We start from the raw sequence: 22,789 nt of genomic DNA, 5'->3' as shown, positions 1-22,789 counted from the left end.
ACAATAAACAAGCGTGCGAAAAACGATGCACTGTTTTTCTGCGCATTTTAAACAGAACTTGTTTAAAATCGTAACCAATTATTACTTCATAGGAGGTGAAAGAGATGCCAACATTTAACCAGTTAGTAAGAAAAGGTCGTCAGACAGCTGTAAAGAAATCTACTGCACCGGCTCTCCAGAAAGGATACAATTCTTTGAAGAAAAGAGCTACAGACACATCTGCACCGCAGAAGAGAGGTGTGTGTACAGCAGTTAAGACAGCTACACCGAAGAAACCGAACTCAGCTCTCAGAAAGATCGCCAGAGTACGTCTTTCAAACGGAATCGAAGTAACAAGCTACATCCCAGGAGAAGGTCACAACCTTCAGGAACATAGCGTTGTTCTTATCCGTGGAGGAAGAGTAAAGGACCTTCCGGGTACAAGATACCATATCGTTCGTGGAACACTTGATACAGCAGGTGTTGCAAAGAGACGTCAGGCTCGTTCTAAATACGGAGCAAAGAGACCAAAAGACGCAAAAAAATAAGCACTTGATTTTAGTGTAAAACGAAACTAAATCGTATCACAAACAGAACTATGAGAATAGTTGGTTGCGGGTTTAATTCAGATATCGCCTGCCACGTGGCAGGCATCGGAGATTGTCCCGCCAACGATACACATAGAAAGACACATGTGAGTACCGATGAATTATTCACGCAAAGCAAAGCTTTGCCAATATGTATAAGGAGGGAAGAACCGTGGCACGTAAAGGACATACTCAGAAAAGAGACGTATTAGCGGATCCGTTATACAACAACAAGGTAGTTACAAAGCTTATCAACAACATCATGCTTGACGGTAAGAAAGGTGTAGCTCAGAAAATTGTATACGGAGCATTTGACAAAGTCGCAGAGAAAGCTGAAAAACCAGCTATCGAAGTATTTGAAGAAGCAATGAACAACATCATGCCTGTACTTGAAGTAAAGGCAAGACGTATCGGTGGAGCTACTTATCAGGTACCGATCGAGGTAAGAGCAGACAGAAGACAGGCTCTTGCACTTCGCTGGCTTACACTGTACTCTCGTAACAGAGGCGAGAAGACAATGGAAGAAAGACTTGCAAATGAAATTCTTGATGCGGCTAACAACACTGGCGCATCTGTAAAGAAGAAAGAAGACATGCACAAGATGGCAGAAGCAAACAAAGCATTTGCTCACTATCGTTTCTAATTATAGGAGGAAAAAATCTTGGCTGGAAGAGAATATCCATTAGAGAGAACCAGAAATATCGGTATTATGGCGCATATTGATGCTGGTAAGACCACTCTTACAGAGCGTATCTTATACTATACCGGTGTTAACTATAAGATTGGTGATACTCATGAAGGAACTGCTACCATGGACTGGATGGAACAGGAGCAGGAAAGAGGTATCACGATCACTTCAGCAGCTACAACATGTCATTGGACACTTGAAGATCATACAAAACCGAAAAAAGGTGCTCTTGAGCATCGTATCAATATCATTGATACTCCGGGACACGTTGACTTCACTGTAGAGGTTGAACGTTCACTTCGTGTACTGGATGGTGCTGTAGGTGTATTCTGTGCTAAGGGTGGTGTTGAGCCTCAGTCAGAAAACGTATGGCGTCAGGCAGACACATACAACGTACCAAGAATGGCCTTCATCAATAAGATGGACATCTTAGGTGCAAACTTCTACAACGCTGTAGAACAGATTAAGACAAGATTGGGTAAGAACGCTATCGTTCTTCAGTTACCAATCGGTAAAGAAGATGATTTCAAGGGAATCATCGACCTTATGGAAATGGAAGCTTACATCTACAATGATGACAAGGGTGATGACATCACAGTATGTGAAATCCCGGATGACATGAAAGAAGATGCTGAGCTTTACCATACAGAACTGGTTGAAAAGATCTGTGAATTGGATGACGAACTTATGATGATGTATCTTGAGGACGAAATCCCGACAGTAGATCAGCTCAAAGCAGTTCTTAGAAAAGCTACTTGTGAATGTACAGCAGTACCGGTTTGCTGTGGATCTGCTTACAGAAACAAGGGTGTTCAGAAGCTTCTGGATGCAATCGTTGAATATATGCCGGCTCCGACAGACATCCCGCCAATCCAGGGTGTTGACGAAGATGGTAATGAAGTAGTAAGACATTCTTCAGATGAAGAACCTTTCTCAGCACTTGCATTCAAGATCATGACAGACCCGTTCGTAGGTAAGCTTGCATACTTCCGTGTATATTCAGGAACTATGAATTCAGGTTCTTATGTATTGAACGCTACAAAGAATAAAAAAGAACGTGTTGGACGTATCCTTCAGATGCATGCTAACAAGAGAATGGAATTGGATAAAGTATATTCAGGAGATATCGCAGCAGCGATTGGATTCAAGTTTACAACTACAGGTGATACAATCTGTGATGAACAGCATCCGGTAATCCTTGAATCTATGGAATTCCCAGAACCAGTTATCGAGCTCGCTATCGAGCCTAAGACAAAAGCTTCTCAGGGTAAACTTGGTGAATCTCTTGCAAAACTTGCAGAAGAAGACCCAACATTCCGTGCTCATACTGATCAGGAAACAGGTCAGACAATCATCGCCGGAATGGGAGAACTTCATCTTGAAATCATCGTAGACAGACTTCTTCGTGAATTCAAGGTAGAAGCTAACGTAGGTGCTCCGCAGGTTGCATACAAAGAGTCCTTCACAAAAGCAGTTGATGTTGACAGCAAGTATGCTAAACAGTCAGGTGGACGTGGACAGTACGGACACTGTAAAGTTAAATTCGAACCAATGGATGTCAATGGTGAAGAAACATACAAATTCGATTCTACTGTTGTCGGTGGTGCAATTCCGAAGGAATACATTCCGGCTGTAGGCGAAGGTATTGAAGAAGCCATGAAAGCTGGTATTCTTGGTGGATTCCCTGTAGTAGGTATTCATGCAACCGTATATGATGGTTCTTACCATGAAGTCGATTCTTCAGAAATGGCATTCCACATTGCAGGTTCTCTTGCATTCAAAGATGCTATGAAGAAATCTGACCCGGTACTCCTTGAGCCTATCATGAAAGTTGAAGTTACTATGCCGGAAGAGTACATGGGAGATGTTATCGGTGATATCAACTCTCGTCGTGGACGTATCGAAGGTATGGATGACCTCGGCGGTGGAAAGATCGTTAGAGGATATGTTCCGCTTTCAGAAATGTTCGGATACTCTACAGACCTTCGTTCCAGAACTCAGGGACGTGGAAACTACTCAATGTTCTTCGAAAAATATGAGCCAGTTCCGAAGTCTGTTCAGGAAAAGATTTTATCTAACAAAAACGCATAAAAAATACGAAAAAGGCTTGAAAAACTGTACTTTATGAAATATAATCAGTATTAGCCGAGTTAAAACATCGTAAACTAAAATGCCCTATTGGGTGGTATATTTAAGGAGGATATTCAAAATGGCTAAAGCTAAATTTGAAAGAACAAAACCGCATTGTAATATCGGTACTATCGGTCACGTTGACCACGGTAAAACAACTCTTACAGCTGCTATCACAAAGACACTTGCAGCAAGAGTACCAGGAAACACAGCAGAGAACTTTGAAGATATCGATAAAGCTCCAGAAGAGAGAGAACGTGGTATCACAATTTCTACAGCTCACGTTGAGTACCAGACAGAGAAACGTCACTATGCACACGTTGACTGCCCAGGACATGCTGACTACGTAAAGAACATGATTACAGGTGCTGCTCAGATGGATGGTGCTATCCTTGTTGTAGCTGCTACTGATGGTGTTATGGCTCAGACAAGAGAGCACATCCTGCTTTCTCGTCAGGTAGGTGTACCGTACATCGTTGTATTCATGAACAAATGTGATATGGTTGACGATGACGAACTTCTTGAATTAGTAGAAATGGAAATCCGTGAACTCCTTGACGAGTATGAATTCCCAGGAGATGATACTCCAATCATCCAGGGATCAGCTCTTAAAGCTCTTGAAGATCCGAACGGACCATGGGGAGACAAGATCATGGAACTTATGGATGCAGTTGATTCATACATTCCGGATCCAGAACGTGATACAGACAAACCATTCCTTATGCCTGTAGAAGACGTATTCTCTATCACAGGACGTGGTACAGTTGCTACTGGTAGAGTAGAACGTGGTGTACTTCACGTATCTGATGAAGTAGAAATCGTTGGTATTAAAGAAGAAACACGTAAAGTAGTTGTAACAGGTGTTGAAATGTTCCGTAAACTTCTTGATGAAGCTCAGGCTGGTGACAACATCGGTGCTCTTCTTCGTGGTGTTCAGAGAGACGAAATCGAAAGAGGACAGGTTCTTTGTAAACCAGGTTCAGTAACTTGCCACCACAAGTTTACTGCACAGGTATACGTTCTTACAAAAGATGAAGGTGGACGTCATACTCCATTCTTCAACAACTACAGACCACAGTTCTACTTCCGTACAACAGACGTAACAGGTGTTTGCGAACTTCCAGAAGGAACAGAAATGTGCATGCCTGGTGATAACGTAGAAATGACAATCGAACTGATTCATCCAGTAGCTATGGAACAGGGACTTCGTTTCGCTATCCGTGAAGGTGGACGTACTGTAGGATCAGGACGTGTTGCTACAATCATCGAGTAATCACTGATTAATATATATTGAGTACCGCAAGGTACATTGTGTCCAAACGTAAGATACCCCGGAACCGTAAGGTTTCCGGGGTTTTTCTGTTGAGTAAAAAGTTTAAAATAAGGCTGTAAAGAATAGCGAATATATTAAAAACAGGCAGGTATGGGAAGAAACTGAAAATCTTCGCATATATGCCTGTGATACTGTTATGATACTATTTCTGTTCGTTATTTGAAAATTTCTGTGCTAAAAGTTCATCTCGTTTACGGATTCGTGTTTCAAAATTCAGTTCTTCAATTTCTTTATGGGTGACAGGTTTGGAAGTGTAGTATTCCAACGTCTGTTTCTTCCACATATCAAACATATCTTTACCTGTGAAATAAGATTCCAGGCTTTCTCTGTTCTCCTGCAGATCGGCAAGAAAATTACACATATCTGCATTTAAAGAGTGTTCCGGATCATTTCCATAAAAGCGAAGTCCGGCATACCATTTCTGTGTTTCTGTTTCTATATCACCGGGAAATTTATTATTTATATCCAGTTCATACCGGAGTTCATTGGATTCATTCATCTGCAGCAAAACCCAAATAATATCGCTGAGAGTAGAAATCTGTACTTTATTTTCAGATAATCCAAATAACCAGTCCAAAGAGACATGAAATTTCTGAGCAATAGTCAATAACACATCATTGGAGGGAGTAACCACACCATTTTCATAACTGGATAAAGTTGATTGACGTATACCGATAGCTGCGGAAAAGTTTTTCTGATTCATCTTCAGATCAGTTCGTAGCTCTTTTATTTTTTCTGAAATAGATGATTCCTGCATATTAGCCACCTCCTTAAAAGCTAAGAACAGTATATCACAAATGATAAAAATCAACAATATAGAAAAATATCATTCATACAGATAAAAATTATTGACAATGATTATTTAAAATGATATAGTATCAGTGAAAATGATAATTATAGACAAGGAGGAAATGATATGCAGAGACAGAACTATATGATTACAGCAGAAGAAGTGGCTGAAAGCATGGGAATTTCACTTGGATATGCTTATAAGCTACTTCGTAAATTGAACAAAGAGCTTGCAGATCAGGGATATGTGACCGTTGCAGGCAAAATACCGAGGGCATTCTGGGAAAAGAAATTTTATGGATATTCCCAGATCGTAATGTAAGGGGGTGAGAAAGTATGGCAGCATACAAAGATGAAGAAAGAGGAACCTGGTATGTTTCGTTTTATTACGAGGACTGGACAGGAGCCAAAAAGAGAAAAGTAAAAAGAGGGTTCCGTACCAAGAAAGAAGCGTTAAATTTCGAATCGGAGTATAAAAGAACAGCGAAAGCGGACATGGATATGACAATGGGAGAGTTTGTAGAAGTTTACTTCCGAGACAAGGCTCAGTCATTGAAGGATAGAAGTATTAAGAACAAAAGAGATACGATGAATGCTCAGTTGTTACCGTATTTTAAGGACAGACCAATGAACAGTATTACACCTGCAGAAATTATTCAGTGGCAGAATACGATTATTGAAAAAGGATATTCAGATGATTACCTGAAAACAATACAGAATCAGATGACGGCATTGTTCAATCATGCGAAGAATATCTACAATTTGGCAGACAATCCCTGTGACAAGGTGAAACGCATGGGAAAGACTTCAAAAAAGAAAATGAAATTCTGGACGATTGAAGAATACCGACAGTTTATGACCGGAATAGAACCGGGCAGCAAATATTATGTATTGTTTGAATTATTATTCTGGACAGGAGCAAGAGAGGGCGAAGCACTCAGCATTACACCTGCGGACATTGATTTTGAAAGAAATCTGCTTCATATCAATAAAACTTACTACCGTATGCATGGAAAAGATGTAATTACTTCTCCTAAAACAGAAGAATCTAACCGCACAATTTCCATACCAGAATTTCTCAAAAAAGAGATTCAGGATTATATTGGTAAATTGTATGAATTACCTGAAGATGAACGGATTTTCCCAATGGTTCATGAAGCAGTACAGCATAAGTTAAAACAGGTGGTTCAAAAGACCGGAGTGAAAAAGATAAGAGTACACGACATTCGTCACAGTCATGCGGCATTTCTGATCAATAAAGGTGTACAGCCATTGATGATTAAAGAAAGATTTGGACATACAGACATTCGTATTACATTGAATACTTATGGTCACTTATATCCAGATCAGCAAAAAGTGGTGGCAGATATGCTGGATGATGAAAATATAAAAAGCTCCGGAAGTACGAACAACCGGAGCAATGTGACAAATGAGGACGAATCCGCAAATGTCAACCCTAGACAAGTTGATTATAGCAGGGATTCTTCCAGAGAACAACAGACAATTGATGAGAACAGTTTGGAAAATGGAGGAACTTATGCAACAGAAAAATGACAATAAAGCAGAATTGAAAATGATAAAGATGTCAGATGTCCAGTCCCAGACAGTGGACTGGCTCTGGTATCCGTTTATTCCTTATGGGAAATTAACGATTATTCAGGGAGATCCAGGCGATGGAAAAACTACGTTGGTGCTAAATATTGCAGCAAGATTGTCTAAAGGAGAAGGATTGGACAACGATATGAAGGTAACAGAACCAGTAAATATTATTTATCAGACAGCAGAAGATGGACTGGCAGATACGGTAAAACCCAGATTAGAACTGGCAGAAGCGGTCTGTGAAAGAATCATGGTTATAGATGAAACAGAAAAATCACTTTCCATGATTGATGAAAGACTGGAAGCTGCCATCAAACAGACAGGTGCCAAGGTGCTTATTTTAGATCCGATCCAGGCATATCTTGGTGGAACAATGGATATGAACCGGGCAAATGAAGCAAGGGACATGACGAAGAAATTGAGCTTACTGGCAGAAAAATACAAATGTGCAATCTTATTGATTGGACACATGAATAAAGCTGGTGGAAACAAAGCTGCATATAGAGGAATGGGTTCGATTGACTTTTTTGCAGTAGCCAGAAGCGTATTGCTGGTAGGAAGAATAGAGGGAGAACCGGATTTAAGAGCAGTGGTTCAAATTAAAAATAATCTGGCAGCATTTGGACATTCCAAAGCATTTCGCCTGACAGAAACAGGATTTGAGTGGGTAGGTGACTATGAAATCACAGCAGATGAAGTGCTTGGAGGAATTGCACCCAAGATAAACAAGCTGGAACAAGCCAAGAAGATGTTGAGAGAACTGGCAGAAATATCAAATTCCGTACAAAGCAGCGAAATTTTTGATATGGCAGAAGAATTGAATATTTCCAAAAGAACATTGGAAAATGCAAAAAAAGAACTCGGAATTAAGGCAAGACGAATTGGTAATTCATGGTATTGGGATTTGGATAAAGTTAAACCGGAATAAATAAAGGATGCAACATTGCAGAGTTTATAGAAAATGCGGAATTAAAATGTAAGGTTGCAATCTGTAAAGACATTGCAGTGTTGCGTCCTTATCTGAAAAGTAAGAAGGTGAGAAAATGAAAAACGTTATGGTTCCAGAGGAGTTGTTTGGAAAACTTTTAAAATATCATTTACTGGATCAGAAACAGGAAGAGGATGATATAAAAAAAGGATTGGAAAAAAAGCTGGATACAATGATAAATCGAGAATTATACAGCAAGTACAAAACAGCAGCAACAGAGGAAGAAAGAGAAAAGTACCGGCAGGAATATCTGGAAAAAAAGGGAATACCGGAAAGCTTTCGATGGTAAAACTTCTTGTTGATTACTCTATAACAGGAGCGTGTCACGCACCTGTAAATATCAGACAAGGGAAAGTCTGTAATGTGCAGACGAGAGGTTATAGATTACCCGATTATTTATAGACAAATTATAGGTTGCGAAAGGGAGCCCTAAAGCAGAGCGTGCTTACAGCAGGACAATAGAAAGGAGCATACAGCAATGAGAGAAGGAAGATTAGGTTATAACAGCAGTAACGACAGATATGGTTTATTGTCATCAGATTTATGGATTGATACAGGATTTCATTGTGGAGAATGCCTGGAAGTACTAATTGATGATCAGTGGGTGCAGACCAGAATGGAGATGAATCCGGCAAGGGAATGGTATCTGGTAGGAACACCGTACTGTGGTGATCTGGAATATATCCGGGCGAGAATACCGGAATAGGATATGCGGATACATACCGCAGGAGAAATAGCCCCCGGCAGGGCGCAAGGTTACTTTTGATGGACGGTACGGCTGTCGAAAGTGCTTTTGCGTTACTTTTGACAAAAGTAACAAAACCGCCGTATCCGGCGAAGATTTCTTATAATTGCCATGGCTGGCGTAAATAAAGATTATATGCAATATCTGGCACTGCTTTTAGAAGGGGAGGTGAAGGAATATGACAATAAAAAGGACAATAAGCGGCATGATTGGAGCTGGTTCCCTAGCTCATAACAGACGGGATTTTATAGCTGAAAATGTAGATCCGGACAGAGTACACCTGAATATCCGTTACCAGAATGAAAATCTGAAAGAAGTATATAAAGAGTTGTTTGATGATTCTGTAGAACGGTATAATGTGGGAAAAAGAAAGGATCGGCAGATTATAAATTACTATGAAAAAATCCGTCAGGGAAAGCAGGAAAAGCTGTTCCACGAAGTGATTTTCCAGATTGGAAATCGTGAAGATATGGCTGTCGGAACAGTAGAAGGAGATCTGGCTGTAAAAGTGCTGGATGAATATGTAAAGGACTTCCAGAAACGGAATCCAGCGCTACGGGTATTTGGGTGTTATCTACATCAGGATGAGTCTACTCCACATTTACATATTGATTTTATTCCTTATGTGACTGATTGGAAAGGAAAAGGAATGGACACCAGAGTTTCGTTGAAACAGGCATTAAAAAGTCTTGGATTTCAAGGTGGAAATAAGCATGATACAGAGTTGAACCAGTGGATGAACCATGAAAAAAAGGTCCTGGCAGAGATTGCAAAACAGCATGGCATTGAATGGGAACAGAAAGGTACTCATGAGGAACATTTGGATGTTTATAACTTCAAGAAGAAAGAGCGAAAAAAGGAAGTACAGGAGCTGGAGCAGGAGAAAGAGTATCTAACTGCAGAAAACGAAGAACTGACAGCACAAATTGCGGAATTCAGAGCAGATATCCAGATTTTAAAAGACGATAAGGAACAGGCAATCAGGGAGAAACAAGAAGCAGAACAAAGGGCAGAGGACGCAGAAAAAGAAGTAAAAAGTCTGGAAGAGCGTCGAGATGTGCTGCAGCCGATTATGGATAATGCCAGTAAAGAAATAAAAGAATATGGAATGATTAAGACGTTTTTACCGGAGGCAGGAACATTTGAACGTGCAGTACCTTACAGAGAAAATAAAATCAAGCCATTGTTTATCAAGATGAAGAATCAGATTGCTGCATTAGCTGGAAAGGTTGTAGAACTTAACAAAACGATAGAAAGCTGGAAAAACAAATATCAAAAATCTACGGAGAAATGTGATGATATCCAAACGCAGTTAGATGATGTGCGTAAAGAAAATGGGGAATTATTAAATGATAATCAACGTTTACAAGAGATTTCGGACAGATATGACAGAGTGGTGCGTATTTTGGGATCAGAAACTGTAGAGGATGTGGTGCAGCAGGATATTAAAGAACAGAGGACACTGGAAGAAAAACGGCGAATGGAGCAAATGCCAAAGGGAAGCGTTCTGAAACAGTTGGAATGGGCGACTCAAAAGAGTCAGATTGAAAACCAACAACGTAAGAAAAATAGAACAAAATACAAAGGATTGGAGATTTAGACTATGAAAAAACAATTTTATGATGAAAAAAATGGAATGAGCTATACATTGCATGGAGATTACTATTTGCCGGATCTGGTTTTAAGAGAAGAAGAGCCGACATATGGAAAATATGGAATGTTACGAAAGCAGTTCTTAAAAGAACACAGATCAGCAAGGTATCAGTATTTGTTATTGATTGGAAAGCTGAATGAACATCTGAATCAGACTGATCAGGAAGCTAGAGAACAGGTGGAAACGCTTATGGAACAGATGACAGAAAAACAGGGTGTAACTGAAGAATTAAAGGCACAGGATCAGATGGAGTGGGTCAGGCTGATGAATAATATAAAAGCTAGTGCAGAAGAAATTGTATTGAAAAACATGATATATGTGTGATTGCGAGGGGGATAAAATCGCTTTTTTACATTTTTGTATATTAGAATAGAACTTTAGAAAGCACTATGGTAAAATAAAGTGAAGGTAAATTGAAACTTATCAAAACAAAGATAAAAACGCAACGTGCATCTTTGATGTGCCAGAGCCGGTAGGTAGCCCGGCCGTCCTATATAAATAGGGTAAGTAACCTGCCCCTCCGGGTTGTCCATTCTTTGTTCAATAAATTTTAGGAGGGATTTTTATGGACAGAGTAAATGGAAGATTGACGGTATATTTTGAAGAACCATTTTGGGTAGGCATATTTGAGCATATTGAAGATGGTAAATTATCTGTGGCAAAGGTAACATTTGGCGTAGAACCAAAAGATTATGAAGTGCAGGAATATATTCAAAAATACTATTTCGGTTTGAAATTCAGTCCGGCTGTTGAAGCTATTGTAAAGGATATAAAAAGAAATCCGAAACGGATGCAGCGTTCAGCAAAAAAGCAGATGCTGGAAACTGGCATTGGCACAAAATCGCAACAGGCGTTGAAATTACAACAGGAACAGAACAAACAGGAGCGTAAAGAAAAAAACGAAAGAAAAAAGAGGCGGAAGAACAGCGAATGTTTGAACTAAAACAGCGAAAGAAAAGAGAAAAGCATAAGGGACATTAAAAGTCCTTTGGGCTTTTTCTCAAATTCGGGATTTGGAGGTATAAACAATGAGGAAATGTGAAAAGTGTGGAGCAAGTATGAAATTAGATTTAAGACTTAAAGTTAATGGCGGTGGCTATGGGATGGTTGTTCGTGTAGATGAAAAACAAAAGGCGACAACTATAGATGATGTTAGAGTTGCAGTCTGCCCAGAATGTGGTTATACAGAAATGTATTTAGAGAATTTAACGAAATTGAAATCTTAAAAGACAACTTTCAGATTTTTAGAATTAAGAAAAACGGAATTTAGGGAGGGGTCTATAATTGAAATTAGCAGATTTAGCAACAGGTTCTGATTGGATAGTGTGGATTGTCTTTGTAATATTTGCTGTACTTTCTATAGTTTTACTTTCTGGACACGGAAGCTGGTTTATTTCTGGATATAATACAGCTTCAAAAGAAGAAAAGAAAAAATATGATGAAAAGAAGTTATGCAGGACAATGGGAGTTGGAATGTCTATTATAGCAATTCTTGTATTAATTATGGGCTTGCTTGAAAATATTTTGCCTGCATTTTTTGTATATATTGCATTGGGAATCATTGTAGTTGATGTCGTGGTTATTATCATTTTAGAAAACACACTATGCAAAAAGTAATAATTTCTGGTTTGAGGAATTGACTGAAAGGAAGGCATTATATGTTCTATATTTATATTATTTTTGACTTTGCAATGGCAGTGATTATGCTTTTATTTGGAATATGGTTTTATAGGTCAAAAGGACAAGCATCCAAATTCTTGTCTGGTTATAATATGAAATCAGCAGAAGAACGAAAAAAATATGATGAAAATGCTATGTGTAAGGCATATGGGAAGAGAATGATGTTTATGTCAATTCCTTTTATTGCTGGAATGATTATAGATATTTGGCATATAGGAATCGGTTGTTTAATTGCATGGGTGATATGGTTTGTTATGTTTATTCTGCTACTTATGGATAGACATAAAAGAGAAGGTTAATTTATAGAGGAATAGAATGCTTTTGGGGTGAAAATACCGTTTATTTGTTTTAGACATACGATGTCCGGTTGAAAATTAGCGGATTCTCGTTTTATGTCGTGGTAATTTTGATACATATTGGTAAGCTGTAAGTGGAAGAGAGGTAGAGACATGGACACAAAAAAGATTGGAGCTTTTTTAAAGCAATGTCGTAAAGAAAAGAATCTTACGCAAGAGCAGCTTGCCGAGAAGTTTGAGGTATCTGCAAGAACAGTTTCCAGATGGGAAACAGGAATAAATATGCCAGATCTCAGTATACTTGTTCAACTTGCTGAATATTACGATGTTGAGATGAGAGAGCTCCTGGATGGAGAAAGGAGCCAGACTATGAATAAAGAGATGAAAGAAACACTGGACAAAGTTGTGGTGTATGAAGGATGGGTGAAACAAAAAGCATTAAAGGCTGGAAATCTTGCATTTGCATCAATGTTTGTGATTAGCGTGTTAGCGATTATTATTCAGATGTTATTAACTGTGGATATTCGCTTGGTTTTAGGAGAGACAGCAACTGCTTTGGTAGGAGGAATCCTGTACGCCTCTATTATGGTGTATAATGGAATATGGGATAAATGTTTGCCAAAAAGTGCTACTATATGGCGAGATTTTCTCACCAGTGTGATATGTACAGGAATTTTTACAGTCATCTATGGCATATGTTTATTTAGAATGGGAGCTACAGAAACACAGGTAACACAATTAGCATTGGGATTTCTGATTGGTATTACTATTGTGGCATTTATTGTTCTTAGGCTCTTGGCATTTATTAATCGAAAAAGAAACCAGAATTCGTCAAATATTCAGGAGAAAAAGGAAACTTCCATATCTAAGGCAGAATGGACAAAAATTTATAATGCACAGAATATAGTAGAGACAGAACAACTTGTAGAAATGTTAAAGCAAAATGGAATAGCAGCTTTTTCGCAGGAAGCAGGTGCGAATGTTGCAATGCATGGGGCACCAGGATTTGGAATATATGGTGTGGATATATTCGTGAAAACCGATGATGCAGAGAAGGCAGTACAGTTGATCAAGGAGATTAATAACCAAGAATGAAGAAATTTTTTGACATTTTCACACATGCGTGCTAATATGATTATAGAAAAAGAGTGCTACCGATAGACGGTTAGTCCACATACTTAATTGATTAAAAATAACCGTTCAGTTTGCGAGGCTGGGGCGGTTATTTTTGTGTCTTGTTATTATCTTTGCCGAATGTGTATCCGGCACAAAAGCAGGTGATGCCGAAGCTCACGACTGCAATAAAGTCCACAATACTCATTGGCTTAGCCCTCCTTTCCAGTGGATTCTCTTTCGAGTTTCTATGTAATCAGAGGGTCACAGTCCCTCTGCTGAAGGACTAACCGCCTACCGTTATGATAGCACCCATGTTTCGATTATAACAGTCAAGGTGGGAATCTGCAACCGGAAAGTTGACAGCTCATGAAAATCTGGCTGTGATACCGTTTTGATACTAAAAAATGAAGAGAACAGAAATATAGCGTAGAAATCCTATAACACAGGACAATAAAGACACGAAAATCACAGAAAATAATGAGATTTTAAGAACCTCACAAACGTGAAGGTGGACGTACTGTAGGATCAGGACGTGTTGCTACAATCATCGAGTAATACAATCTGAATATAGATTTGTTATCGTAAGATAACGTTGTGTCCAAACGTAAGATACCCCGGAACCGCAAGGTTTCCGGGGTTTTTCTGTACTCTAAGAAAAGAATTATTTGTAAATTTATCAGGTTAGTAATAGTGAAACATTTATCAGCAAGATGAAATACAGATAAATTTATAATTGAAAAATAAGACCAGCGGTGCCAAAACGGTGCCAAAAAGAAACTCCTGCGAATGTTTGCTATTCACAGGAGTAATTTTTTTACCAGCCTTTGATCTGTTTGATCTGTTCAGCACGTTCTGGATCACGATGATATTGTAATTTCAGACGGATAGTTTCCACAACTTCCTGTCTGGATTCATCATCAAGCTGATAGAACGATGTAAGCAGATTATCTACATCAGGCATACTGTTCTTACCGAAAAGGTACATCAGCGGATACATAGAATTTTTTAAGTAAGTCTTTACACGACTTGCGTCTAATGCTCCGTTCAAACCGTCTGGAAGTGTAGGATAAATCTCTTCTTCCTTAATTGTGCCAGAAAATGGACTGGCAGAACATATCTCATTCACATCAATTTGCAATTCATTCGCAAGTCTTAATGCAAAATCAAATCGAATATTGGAATCTTTTTGAATAATTGAATATAAGGTTGTAGCACTGATTCCGGTTGCCTTTGCAATTTTGCGGACATTTGTGCCTTTTTCATCAAGATATTTCTTTAAATTTTTACCGTCACCCATAGAATCCTCCTTTTTCATATATTAGAAAATTACGAAAAACATAAATCTATAAAATATCATAACACAGACGTGGAATAAAATAAAGAAAAAATAGTGTACGAAGTTCGTAAAAATATGTTTACGAAATATTGACAACGATAGAAATACATGATATTATCAATTTACGAAAATCGTACAGATATAGAAATACAGTAAACGTATTCTATATCTGGAGAGGAAAGGAGGAGGCAATATGGCAAGTTACAATTATATGATGAGTGCTGATGAAGTGGCACAGGAATTAAACTGCTCAAAATCTCATGCCTATAAACTGGTGAAAGCTATGAATAAAGAATTATCTGCACAGGGATATATTACGATGGCTGGAAGAATACCAAAGGCGTTTTGGGCAAAAAAGATGTATGGCTATGAAATAGCAGGAAATTAGGGAGGATCAATATGGCTTACAGAGAAAAAGACACAAAAAAATGGACAGCCCAGTGGTTTGAGACAAATGTCATGGGTGAGAAGAAAAAACGCAGAAAGCGTGGATTTGAAACAAAGCGAGAAGCATTGGAGTTTGAACGAAGCAAAAAGTTGAGCAATGAGCGAAGTATGGATATGAAGCTGAGCGATTTTATTGAGATTTATTTTTCAGACAAACAAAATGATCTGAAAGATCGAACAATCAAAAATAAAAGATATATGATGCAACAGCATATCGTTCCATACTTCGGAAATCAGATGATGAGTGAAATCAAGGCTTCACAGATTATTCAGTGGCAGAATGAAATTCAGAAAAAAGGCTATTCAGATTCTTATCTGAGAATGATTCAGAATCAGTTGACCAGTCTGTTTACACATGCAGCTAAAATCTATGACTTGCCGGTTAATCCATGCAAGAAAGTGAAACGAATGGGAAATTCAGATTCAAGAAGTTTGAACTTCTGGACACTGGACGAGTACAAACAGTTTATACAGACAATGGAGCCGGGAACAAGATATTATCTTATGTTTGAGATGCTGTTCTGGACTGGATGCAGGATCGGGGAGCTGCTTGCGATTACAAAAGCTGATATCAATTTTGAAAAGAATCAGCTTAGTATCAATAAGACTTATTACCGGACAGGAATGCAGGATATTATCACAGAACCGAAAACAAAACAGTCCTTTCGGACAATCGAAATTCCGGAATTTCTGAAAGAGGAAATTAAGGAATTTGTAGATGGTCATTACGGAATGCCGGATACAGAAAGATTATTTCCGGTTGTTCAGGAAGCGGTACAGCATAAGATGAAACGGCAGATTGAGCTGGCAGGAGTGAAGAAAATTCGAGTGCATGATATCAGGCACAGCCATGTGGCTTATCTTATTGAGAAAGGTGTGGAACCGTTATTGATTCGGGACAGATTAGGTCATAAAGATATTCGTATCACATTGAACACTTATGGACATCTTTATCCAAATCAGCAGAGAAAGATTGCAAATCTTCTGGATAATGAAAATGGAAATGCTGTTACCGGATTGGGAGAAGAAAGAGATGAATGTTGAAAAGGCAAAAGAAAAAGCCCAGATAAATAATCTGAGCAAGTTCTCTGATAATCAGATTCACTGATATACCATCTTGGCAGATTCAGTATATCACGAATCGGGAAATACGACAATTCCCGAATATCTGTTCATCAGAGACTTGCCCGGAAGGGCAGGAGATGATGGAATGAATATGAATGAAAAAAATAAAATTGAGAATTGTAGAATAGAACCAAAACTGAAACTGATCAATATGGATTCAGTAGAGGTGGAACAGGTAGAATGGCTGCTTTATCCGTTTATTCCTTATGGAAAAGTGACCATTATACAGGGAGATCCAGGAGAAGGCAAGACAACGATGGTACTTCAGATTATTGCAAAACTGACCAGAGGAGAGCCGATTCTTCCTGTTACTGATACAACGAAAACAAAAGAAAAACGAAGTGATGAAGTCGATAGTGAGAATGAAGATTTAGATGCTGAAGATAATATGCAGGAACAGTCTTCTGTGTCACCTGTAAATGTAATCTATCAGACAGCAGAAGATGGACTTGGAGATACTATCAAACCCAGATTACTTGCTGCAGGTGCAGATTGTTCAAAGGTGCTGGTGATTGATGACAGTGACCAGCCACTGACAATGGCAGATGTCAGATTGGAAGAAGCAATCGTGCAGACAAAAGCAAAAATGGTTGTTCTTGATCCGATACAGGGCTTTCTGGGAGCGGACGTAGATATGCACAGGGCAAATGAGATCAGACCACTGATGAAGCGTATCGCAGTGCTGTCAGAAAAATATCACTGTGCAGTCATTTTAATCGGTCATATGAACAAAAACAGCAACGGAAAATCTTCTTATCGAGGACTTGGCTCCATTGATTTTCAGGCTGCTGCAAGAAGTGTTCTGATTGTCGGGCGAGTGAAAGATGAACCGGAAGTAAGAGTGGTATGTCATACGAAGAGTTCTCTTGCACCGGAAGGAACGTCCATTGCATTCAGACTGGATAAGAATAATGGGTTTGAATGGATTGGAGAATATGATATCAGTGCCGATGAACTTCTTAATGGAGACGGAAGAGGACAGAAAAGCCGGAAAGCAAAAGAATTTCTCCTTGAGATACTGGCAAATGGAGGAATGACACAGAAGAAAATTGCCGAAGAAGCAGAAGCCAGAGGAATTAAAAGTAAAACTCTATGGAACGCCAAACGGGAACTTGAAATTGATTCCGTAAAGCGTGGAAAGCAATGGTATTGGATGTTGCCAGAATAAAAATGGAAGATGGCAAGATTACCATTTCTTAAGAAGAGGGAATCTTGCTACCTTGAAAGGAGAACAGATGCAAAATAAAAGTGTACAGATTCCATACGAGTTATTCTTTCAGCTCTTGCAATATTTTTTGATGGATAACTACGATGGTGAAGAAAAAATCCGGTTGGGGTTGGAGAAGAAACTGGATGCAATAGTGAATCGTGAAGTGTACAGCAAATCCAAAACAGCACCAACAGAAGAAGAAAGGGAAAAGTTCCGGCAGGAATATCTGGACAGACGGGGAATACCGGAGAACTTTCGATGGTAAAGGTTCTTTCTGAACACTTTATTACAGGAGCGTGTCACGCACCTGTAGATAGCAGACAAGGAGAATGTTGGTAAGGTGTAGTCGGGAGTTGACTGGCGTAGAAGAGAATTTTCAAAAGGGAGCCCTGATTCAGGGCGCCCCTGCGGAAACGGTAGATGAAAGGAGATTGGCACAATGAGAGAAGGAAGATTAGGATATAACAGTTATAACAAAAGATATGGATTATTATCATCAGATCTATGGATTGATACAGGATTTCACTGTGGAGAATGCCTGGAAGTGTTGCTTGATGATGAATGGGTTCAGACTAGAATGGAAATGAATCCTGCAAGAGAATGGTATCTTGTAGGAACACCGTATTGTGGTGATCTGGAATATATCCGGGCAAGGATACCGGGATAATTCAGCCATACAAGTAACGCAGGAGTGAACCGACCAACGGGAGGAATAGCCCCCGGCAGGGCGCAAGGGTACTTTTGATGGACGGTACGGCTGTCGAAAGTGCTTTTGCGTTACTTTTGACAAAAGTAACAAAACCGCCGTATCCGGCGAAAGTTTCTTAATATCGCTATTACTGGCGTGAATAAAAATTATGTGCCATATCTAGCACTTGATTAGAAAAGAGGTGAGAAACATTATGATAAAACGAACAATTAGCGGTATGATTGGGAAAGGTTCTCTGGCTCATAACAGGAGAGAGTTTTTCGCAGAGAATGTAGACCCAGACAGAGTACAATTAAATATTTGTTACCAGAATGAAAATCTGAAAGAAGTTTACAAAGAGTTATTTGATGATGCTGTGGAGAGATACAATACCGGGAAAAGAAAAGACCGGAAGATTACAAATTACTATGAAAAAATCCGGCAGGGAAAACAGGAAAAGTTGTTCCATGAAGTGATTTTCCAGATTGGAAACCGAGAAGATATGGCTGTTGGAACAGAAGCAGGAAATCTGGCTGTAAACGTACTGGATGAGTATGTAAAAGATTTCCAGAAACGGAATCCGACACTTCGGGTATTTAGTTGCTATTTGCATCAGGATGAGGCTACTCCACATCTCCATATTGACTTTATTCCTTATGTGACGGGCTGGAAAGGAAAAGGAATGGATACCAGAGTTTCGCTGAAACAGGCATTAAAAGGTCTTGGATTTCAAGGTGGAAATAAGCATGATACGGAACTGAATCAGTGGATAAATCATGAAAAAGAAGTTCTGGCAGAGACTGCAAAGCAGTATGGAATTGAATGGGAACAGAAAGGTACTCATGAGGAACATCTGGATGTCTATAACTTCAAGAAAAAAGAACGGAAAAAGGAAGTACAGGAATTGGAGCAGGAGAAAGAGCATCTAACTGCTGAAAAAGAAGAATTAACAGCACAAATTGCAGAATCCAGAGCAGATATCCAGAATTTAAAAGACGATAAGGAACAGGCAATCAAGGCGAAGCAAGAAGCAGAACAAAAGGCAGGGAGCGCAGAAAAAGAACTAAAAAGCCTGGAAGATCGCAGAGAACAGCTACAACCGATTATGGATAGTGTGAGCAAAGAAATCAAAGAATATGGAACGGTTAAAATGTTACTGCCGGAGGCGGGCACGCTAGAACGGGCAGTAACCTATCGAGATAAAAAAATTAAACCATTGTTTCTTCAAATAAAGAATAAGGTTGCTGTAATGGCGGCTCAGGTTAAAGAACTCACGAAAGAGGTGGAAGGTTGGAAGAGAAAATATCAAAAGGTGAAACAAAAATATAATGCTATTCAGAGAGAACTGGATGATATACGTAAAGATAATCAGAAATTGTCAGAAGAAAAAGATATATTACAAGGTGTTTCTGATAGGTATGATCGTGTTGTGCGTGTTCTTGGAATAGAAACTGTAGATACAGCAGTACAGCAGGATATTCAAAACGAGAAAGTCCTGGAAGAAAAGCGACGGATGGAACAAATGCCGAAGGGAAATATTCATGAAAGATTGGCATGGGGAATGAAAAAAAGCGAGATGGAGAATCAGCAGCGTAAGAAAACTAAATCAAAAAACAGAGAAATGGAGAGATAAGATTATGGAAACACACATTTATGATGAAAAGAACGGATTAAGCTATACTTTGCATGGAGATTATTATTTGCCGGATTTGGTATTGAATGAAGAAGAACCGATATATGGGAAATATGGAATGCTGAGGAAACAGTTTCTGAAGGAACACAGATTAGCAAAATATCAATATTTGTTGTTGACTGGAAAGCTGACGGAACACCTGAATCAGATTGATCAGGAGAGCAGAGAGCAGGTGGAAATGCTTATGGAACAGATGGCAGAAAAACAGGGCGTAACTGAAGAATTAAAGGTACAGAATCGGACGAAGTGGGTTAGACTGATGAATAATATAAAAGCTAGTGCAGAAGAAATGGTGTTGAGAGAAATACTTTATATATAAGTATTGTTTGTAAAGGACTGAACAGGAAAAGCATAATACTATCCGGCTTATTAAGATTTATTTCACATCTCTTGATTTTTATTACGGTTACTGATATAGTTATTACAGTAACCGTAATAAGGAGGGAATGCTATGAGGGATAATGTGAAAAGTGGTGCACTCACAGAAGTGACATTCTATATTTTGCTTTCACTCTATTCACCTAAACACGGATATGCTGTCATGCAGTTCATTGAAGAAAAAACAGGTGGGCGGCTTTCATTGGGAGCAGGCACTTTATATGGTGCATTAAATTCAATGCTGGAAAAGGGATGGATTGAGCTTTTCGGAGATAGTGAAGGTAGAAAAAAAGAGTATCTTATCACTGTAAAAGGAAAGGAGATAGCTGAAAAAGAACTTATCAGACTTCGTGAACTTGTAGGTATTGCAAGCTGAATTGTAGGAGGTACACTATGAGCAAAAAGTGTTATCGTTTTTTTGGTGGGCTATTAACGGTACAGAAAAACTGGCTGAATAAGATGGCTGAAAAAGGTTATCGCCTTATTCGAACGGGAAAATTACTCTATGAATTTGAAAAATGTAAGCCAGGTCAAGTTCAATATTGCGTGGAGTTTATAGGACAAAAATCAAAAGCTAATGCTGAAGATTACCATGATTTCTTGGAAGAAATGGGATATTCCGTATTCTATAAAAATATCAATCTTAATTATTCTGTTGGTAAAGTTCGCTGGCGTCCGTGGGCTGAAATTGGCGGTCGTGTTGCAACAAACACTACAACATTTAACAGGGAATTGCTGATTGTAGAAAAAGAAAATGATGGAAAACCTTTTGACCTTCATACGTCCTATGAAGATAGGGCAAATTATTACAGTAATTTGCGAAATCCATGGCTGTTATTAATGCTTATGCTCGCGGCATTTGCTACTGTAAATCGGTCTGTTATTTTAGGCATAGTTGCTGTGATTTTTCTAATCCCTGTCATTATATACCAGTTGCAAATTATGAAAAATAGGCATGAAGCGAAGATGAAGGAGTGGTGATTCAGGATAACAAGGTTGGTTTAGTTGATGCAATGTAATACACTGTCGTTTGAGGGTTAGTAGCCCGTTCATAAACTTGTGGGCAGTTTGTTGCTGATGATATAAATATTAGAGAAAATTAATTGAAAGTTAAAAAAAGAAAGTAATAAGTAAACAAAGGCTCAATTGTAAACATGTATTGGGAACGCTATAATGGAAATAAGGACAGGAGGTGTGAACAATGCGTATTGGTGAGCAGATAAAAAATTATCGAAAAACTGCGGGATTAACACAAGAACAGGTGGCAAATTATCTGGGTGTTTCTACTCCAGCGGTAAATAAATGGGAAAAGGGAAATACATATCCCGATATCTCATTACTTCCAGCTTTGGCACGACTATTGAAAATTGATATGAATGAATTGTTTTCGTTTCATGAAGAATTGACAGAAAAAGAGATTGGACAATTTGTGAATGAACTTTCGGAAGTTTCATTGGACAGCTTTACAGAGGCTTTCGAGATGGCATCTCGTAAAATACAGGAGTATCCTCATTGCGACTTATTAATATATACGATCGCAACCGTTCTGAACGGATCTTTGACTTTGTCAGATCTTAATGACGAAGAACGAATGGAATATAATACAGCTATTATTGAGTGGCTGGAACGAACAGCAGACAGTCAGGATGAAAGAGTGAGAAATTCAAGCGTTTTTATACTTGCAACAAAATATGTCCAAATGGAGAAATATGAAGAAGCAAATGCCCTTTTGAAAAAAATTCCTGATACTGTAATTGATGCAACGATTATGAAAACAAGTGTATTAGCACATCAGGAAGGAACAGACACTGCTGCGTTATTCCTGGAAGGGAAACTGCTACAGGCAGTTGTCAATATTCAAAGCTACTTGTATAAGTTAATTGAAATGGAAGAAGAAACAGAAAATCATGATAAAGCAGAGAGAATTGCTGAGATTACAGATCACATGATATCGTTGTTTGGACTATGGAATTACGGCAACACAGTGCCATATCTGCTGATTGCTGGATATCGAAAAGATGTAGAAAAATGTGTTCAGTTAATTAAGCAATTATTAAGTGAATCACAGAAGCCTTGGAATATGACACAATCCCCTTTGTATTACAGGTATGAAGATACTGCACAGGGAAAAGCCTTTTCGGGAGTTGGAAAAAATTTTGTTCGTGAATTGTATTCGGAAATTGAAAATAAGAAAGAGTATGAATTCTTGAGAGGGAATAAGGAACTCGAATTAATTTTTGAGGAACACTTGAAATAGGTTGTAAAAATGTATGGAAATAGATATAGTTGAGAAAGAAGAAAATTTTTGACATTTCCACAGACGCGTGC

General features: G+C 38.7%; 27 protein-coding genes and 1 pseudogene. 26 read left to right on the top strand and 2 right to left on the bottom strand.

Annotated elements, in window-relative coordinates:
* Nucleotides 1-104: 104 nt before the first annotated feature.
* From rpsL to tuf, 4 genes are all read left to right on the top strand, one after another.
* On the top strand, nt 105-527 hold the full coding sequence (gene rpsL / locus PGQ33_RS05285; RefSeq protein WP_008373516.1) for a 30S ribosomal protein S12: 423 nt from the start codon (nt 105-107) through the stop codon (nt 525-527).
* Nucleotides 528-738: 211 nt separating this feature from the next.
* On the top strand, nt 739-1,209 hold the full coding sequence (rpsG, locus tag PGQ33_RS05280) for a 30S ribosomal protein S7 (protein WP_207642082.1): 471 nt from the start codon (nt 739-741) through the stop codon (nt 1,207-1,209).
* An 18-nt stretch (nt 1,210-1,227) separates the two neighbouring features.
* Complete coding sequence (gene fusA / locus PGQ33_RS05275; RefSeq protein WP_044999122.1) at nt 1,228-3,345, top strand: elongation factor G; 2,118 nt, start codon at nt 1,228-1,230, stop codon at nt 3,343-3,345.
* Between the two features lie 118 nt (nt 3,346-3,463).
* A complete protein-coding gene (tuf, locus tag PGQ33_RS05270; RefSeq protein ID WP_044999124.1) occupies nt 3,464-4,657 on the top strand; it encodes an elongation factor Tu in 1,194 nt (397 codons plus the stop codon).
* Between the two features lie 202 nt (nt 4,658-4,859).
* Here tuf and PGQ33_RS05265 read toward each other — a convergent pair whose 3' ends face one another.
* Nucleotides 4,860-5,531, bottom strand: a complete 672-nt coding sequence (locus PGQ33_RS05265) for a helix-turn-helix domain-containing protein (RefSeq protein WP_243002483.1) — start codon at nt 5,529-5,531, stop codon at nt 4,860-4,862.
* A gap of 102 nt (nt 5,532-5,633) precedes the next feature.
* Here PGQ33_RS05265 and PGQ33_RS05260 point away from each other — a divergent pair, with 102 nt between their 5' ends.
* The 12 genes and pseudogenes from PGQ33_RS05260 to PGQ33_RS05205 all read left to right on the top strand — a co-directional run bounded on the left by PGQ33_RS05260 (nt 5,634) and on the right by PGQ33_RS05205 (nt 13,563).
* Nucleotides 5,634-5,828, top strand: coding sequence for a DNA-binding protein (locus PGQ33_RS05260; RefSeq protein ID WP_105310383.1), 195 nt, complete (start codon nt 5,634-5,636; stop codon nt 5,826-5,828).
* Between the two features lie 14 nt (nt 5,829-5,842).
* Nucleotides 5,843-7,060 (top strand): site-specific integrase, encoded by a 1,218-nt coding sequence (locus PGQ33_RS05255; RefSeq protein ID WP_118254368.1) that lies wholly within the window; start codon nt 5,843-5,845, stop codon nt 7,058-7,060.
* Entirely contained in the window at nt 7,044-8,033 is a 990-nt protein-coding gene (locus PGQ33_RS05250; protein WP_330417700.1) for an AAA family ATPase, read from the top strand. The genes PGQ33_RS05255 and PGQ33_RS05250 overlap by 17 nt, the downstream gene beginning before the upstream one ends.
* A gap of 115 nt (nt 8,034-8,148) precedes the next feature.
* Nucleotides 8,149-8,382 carry a complexin-2 gene (locus PGQ33_RS05245; protein WP_118330533.1) on the top strand — a complete coding sequence of 78 codons (234 nt, stop codon included), beginning with the start codon at nt 8,149-8,151 and terminating at the stop codon, nt 8,380-8,382.
* Between the two features lie 189 nt (nt 8,383-8,571).
* Complete coding sequence (locus tag PGQ33_RS05240; protein ID WP_105310380.1) at nt 8,572-8,799, top strand: DUF5348 domain-containing protein; 228 nt, start codon at nt 8,572-8,574, stop codon at nt 8,797-8,799.
* A gap of 217 nt (nt 8,800-9,016) precedes the next feature.
* Nucleotides 9,017-10,438, top strand: coding sequence for a plasmid recombination protein (locus PGQ33_RS05235; RefSeq protein ID WP_118254362.1), 1,422 nt, complete (start codon nt 9,017-9,019; stop codon nt 10,436-10,438).
* Nucleotides 10,439-10,441: 3 nt separating this feature from the next.
* Nucleotides 10,442-10,816 carry a TnpV protein gene (locus PGQ33_RS05230; RefSeq protein ID WP_117598191.1) on the top strand — a complete coding sequence of 125 codons (375 nt, stop codon included), beginning with the start codon at nt 10,442-10,444 and terminating at the stop codon, nt 10,814-10,816.
* Nucleotides 10,817-11,057: 241 nt separating this feature from the next.
* Nucleotides 11,058-11,473 (top strand): annotated as a pseudogene (locus PGQ33_RS05225) (YjdF family protein).
* Between the two features lie 47 nt (nt 11,474-11,520).
* Nucleotides 11,521-11,718 carry a zinc ribbon domain-containing protein gene (locus PGQ33_RS05220; protein ID WP_270205385.1) on the top strand — a complete coding sequence of 66 codons (198 nt, stop codon included), beginning with the start codon at nt 11,521-11,523 and terminating at the stop codon, nt 11,716-11,718.
* 58 nt (nt 11,719-11,776) lie between these two features.
* Nucleotides 11,777-12,109, top strand: a complete 333-nt coding sequence (locus PGQ33_RS05215; RefSeq protein WP_117598193.1) for a DUF3784 domain-containing protein — start codon at nt 11,777-11,779, stop codon at nt 12,107-12,109.
* Between the two features lie 41 nt (nt 12,110-12,150).
* Nucleotides 12,151-12,471, top strand: coding sequence for a DUF3784 domain-containing protein (locus PGQ33_RS05210; RefSeq protein WP_008373564.1), 321 nt, complete (start codon nt 12,151-12,153; stop codon nt 12,469-12,471).
* A 150-nt stretch (nt 12,472-12,621) separates the two neighbouring features.
* Nucleotides 12,622-13,563 (top strand): helix-turn-helix domain-containing protein, encoded by a 942-nt coding sequence (locus PGQ33_RS05205; protein ID WP_117603652.1) that lies wholly within the window; start codon nt 12,622-12,624, stop codon nt 13,561-13,563.
* A gap of 835 nt (nt 13,564-14,398) precedes the next feature.
* Here PGQ33_RS05205 and PGQ33_RS05200 read toward each other — a convergent pair.
* A complete protein-coding gene (locus tag PGQ33_RS05200) occupies nt 14,399-14,881 on the bottom strand; it encodes a helix-turn-helix domain-containing protein (protein ID WP_008790928.1) in 483 nt (160 codons plus the stop codon).
* A gap of 232 nt (nt 14,882-15,113) precedes the next feature.
* Between PGQ33_RS05200 and PGQ33_RS05195 the strand changes: the two genes are divergently transcribed.
* The 10 genes from PGQ33_RS05195 (at nt 15,114) to PGQ33_RS05150 (ending at nt 22,718) form a co-directional block, all read left to right on the top strand.
* Nucleotides 15,114-15,308 (top strand): hypothetical protein, encoded by a 195-nt coding sequence (locus PGQ33_RS05195; protein WP_004850599.1) that lies wholly within the window; start codon nt 15,114-15,116, stop codon nt 15,306-15,308.
* An 11-nt stretch (nt 15,309-15,319) separates the two neighbouring features.
* On the top strand, nt 15,320-16,411 hold the full coding sequence (locus PGQ33_RS05190) for a site-specific integrase (RefSeq protein ID WP_004850597.1): 1,092 nt from the start codon (nt 15,320-15,322) through the stop codon (nt 16,409-16,411).
* A 166-nt stretch (nt 16,412-16,577) separates the two neighbouring features.
* Nucleotides 16,578-17,660: an AAA family ATPase gene (locus PGQ33_RS05185; protein WP_055247529.1), complete on the top strand. Its 1,083-nt coding sequence runs from the start codon at nt 16,578-16,580 to the stop codon at nt 17,658-17,660.
* Nucleotides 17,661-17,727: 67 nt separating this feature from the next.
* A complete protein-coding gene (locus PGQ33_RS05180; protein WP_118049204.1) occupies nt 17,728-17,967 on the top strand; it encodes a complexin-2 in 240 nt (79 codons plus the stop codon).
* Between the two features lie 174 nt (nt 17,968-18,141).
* Nucleotides 18,142-18,369, top strand: a complete 228-nt coding sequence (locus tag PGQ33_RS05175) for a DUF5348 domain-containing protein (RefSeq protein WP_055258605.1) — start codon at nt 18,142-18,144, stop codon at nt 18,367-18,369.
* A 235-nt stretch (nt 18,370-18,604) separates the two neighbouring features.
* On the top strand, nt 18,605-20,023 hold the full coding sequence (locus PGQ33_RS05170) for a plasmid recombination protein (protein ID WP_270205384.1): 1,419 nt from the start codon (nt 18,605-18,607) through the stop codon (nt 20,021-20,023).
* Between the two features lie 4 nt (nt 20,024-20,027).
* The gene (locus PGQ33_RS05165; protein WP_004850581.1) at nt 20,028-20,402 is read left to right on the top strand and encodes a TnpV protein; all 375 of its coding nucleotides are present in this window, start codon (nt 20,028-20,030) and stop codon (nt 20,400-20,402) included.
* A gap of 132 nt (nt 20,403-20,534) precedes the next feature.
* Entirely contained in the window at nt 20,535-20,837 is a 303-nt protein-coding gene (locus PGQ33_RS05160; protein ID WP_270205383.1) for a PadR family transcriptional regulator, read from the top strand.
* Between the two features lie 17 nt (nt 20,838-20,854).
* Entirely contained in the window at nt 20,855-21,442 is a 588-nt protein-coding gene (locus PGQ33_RS05155; protein ID WP_055296469.1) for a DUF2812 domain-containing protein, read from the top strand.
* A 220-nt stretch (nt 21,443-21,662) separates the two neighbouring features.
* Nucleotides 21,663-22,718, top strand: a complete 1,056-nt coding sequence (locus tag PGQ33_RS05150; protein ID WP_117598187.1) for a helix-turn-helix domain-containing protein — start codon at nt 21,663-21,665, stop codon at nt 22,716-22,718.
* Nucleotides 22,719-22,789 lie beyond the last annotated feature (71 nt).

Source organism: Coprococcus sp. AM100_B19A (assembly GCF_027662015.1).
Classification (GTDB): Bacteria; Bacillota; Clostridia; order Lachnospirales; family Lachnospiraceae; genus Allocoprococcus; species Allocoprococcus comes.
The sequence above is the reverse complement of the archived record's forward strand: the minus strand, read 5'-3'. Positions and strand labels throughout refer to the sequence as shown.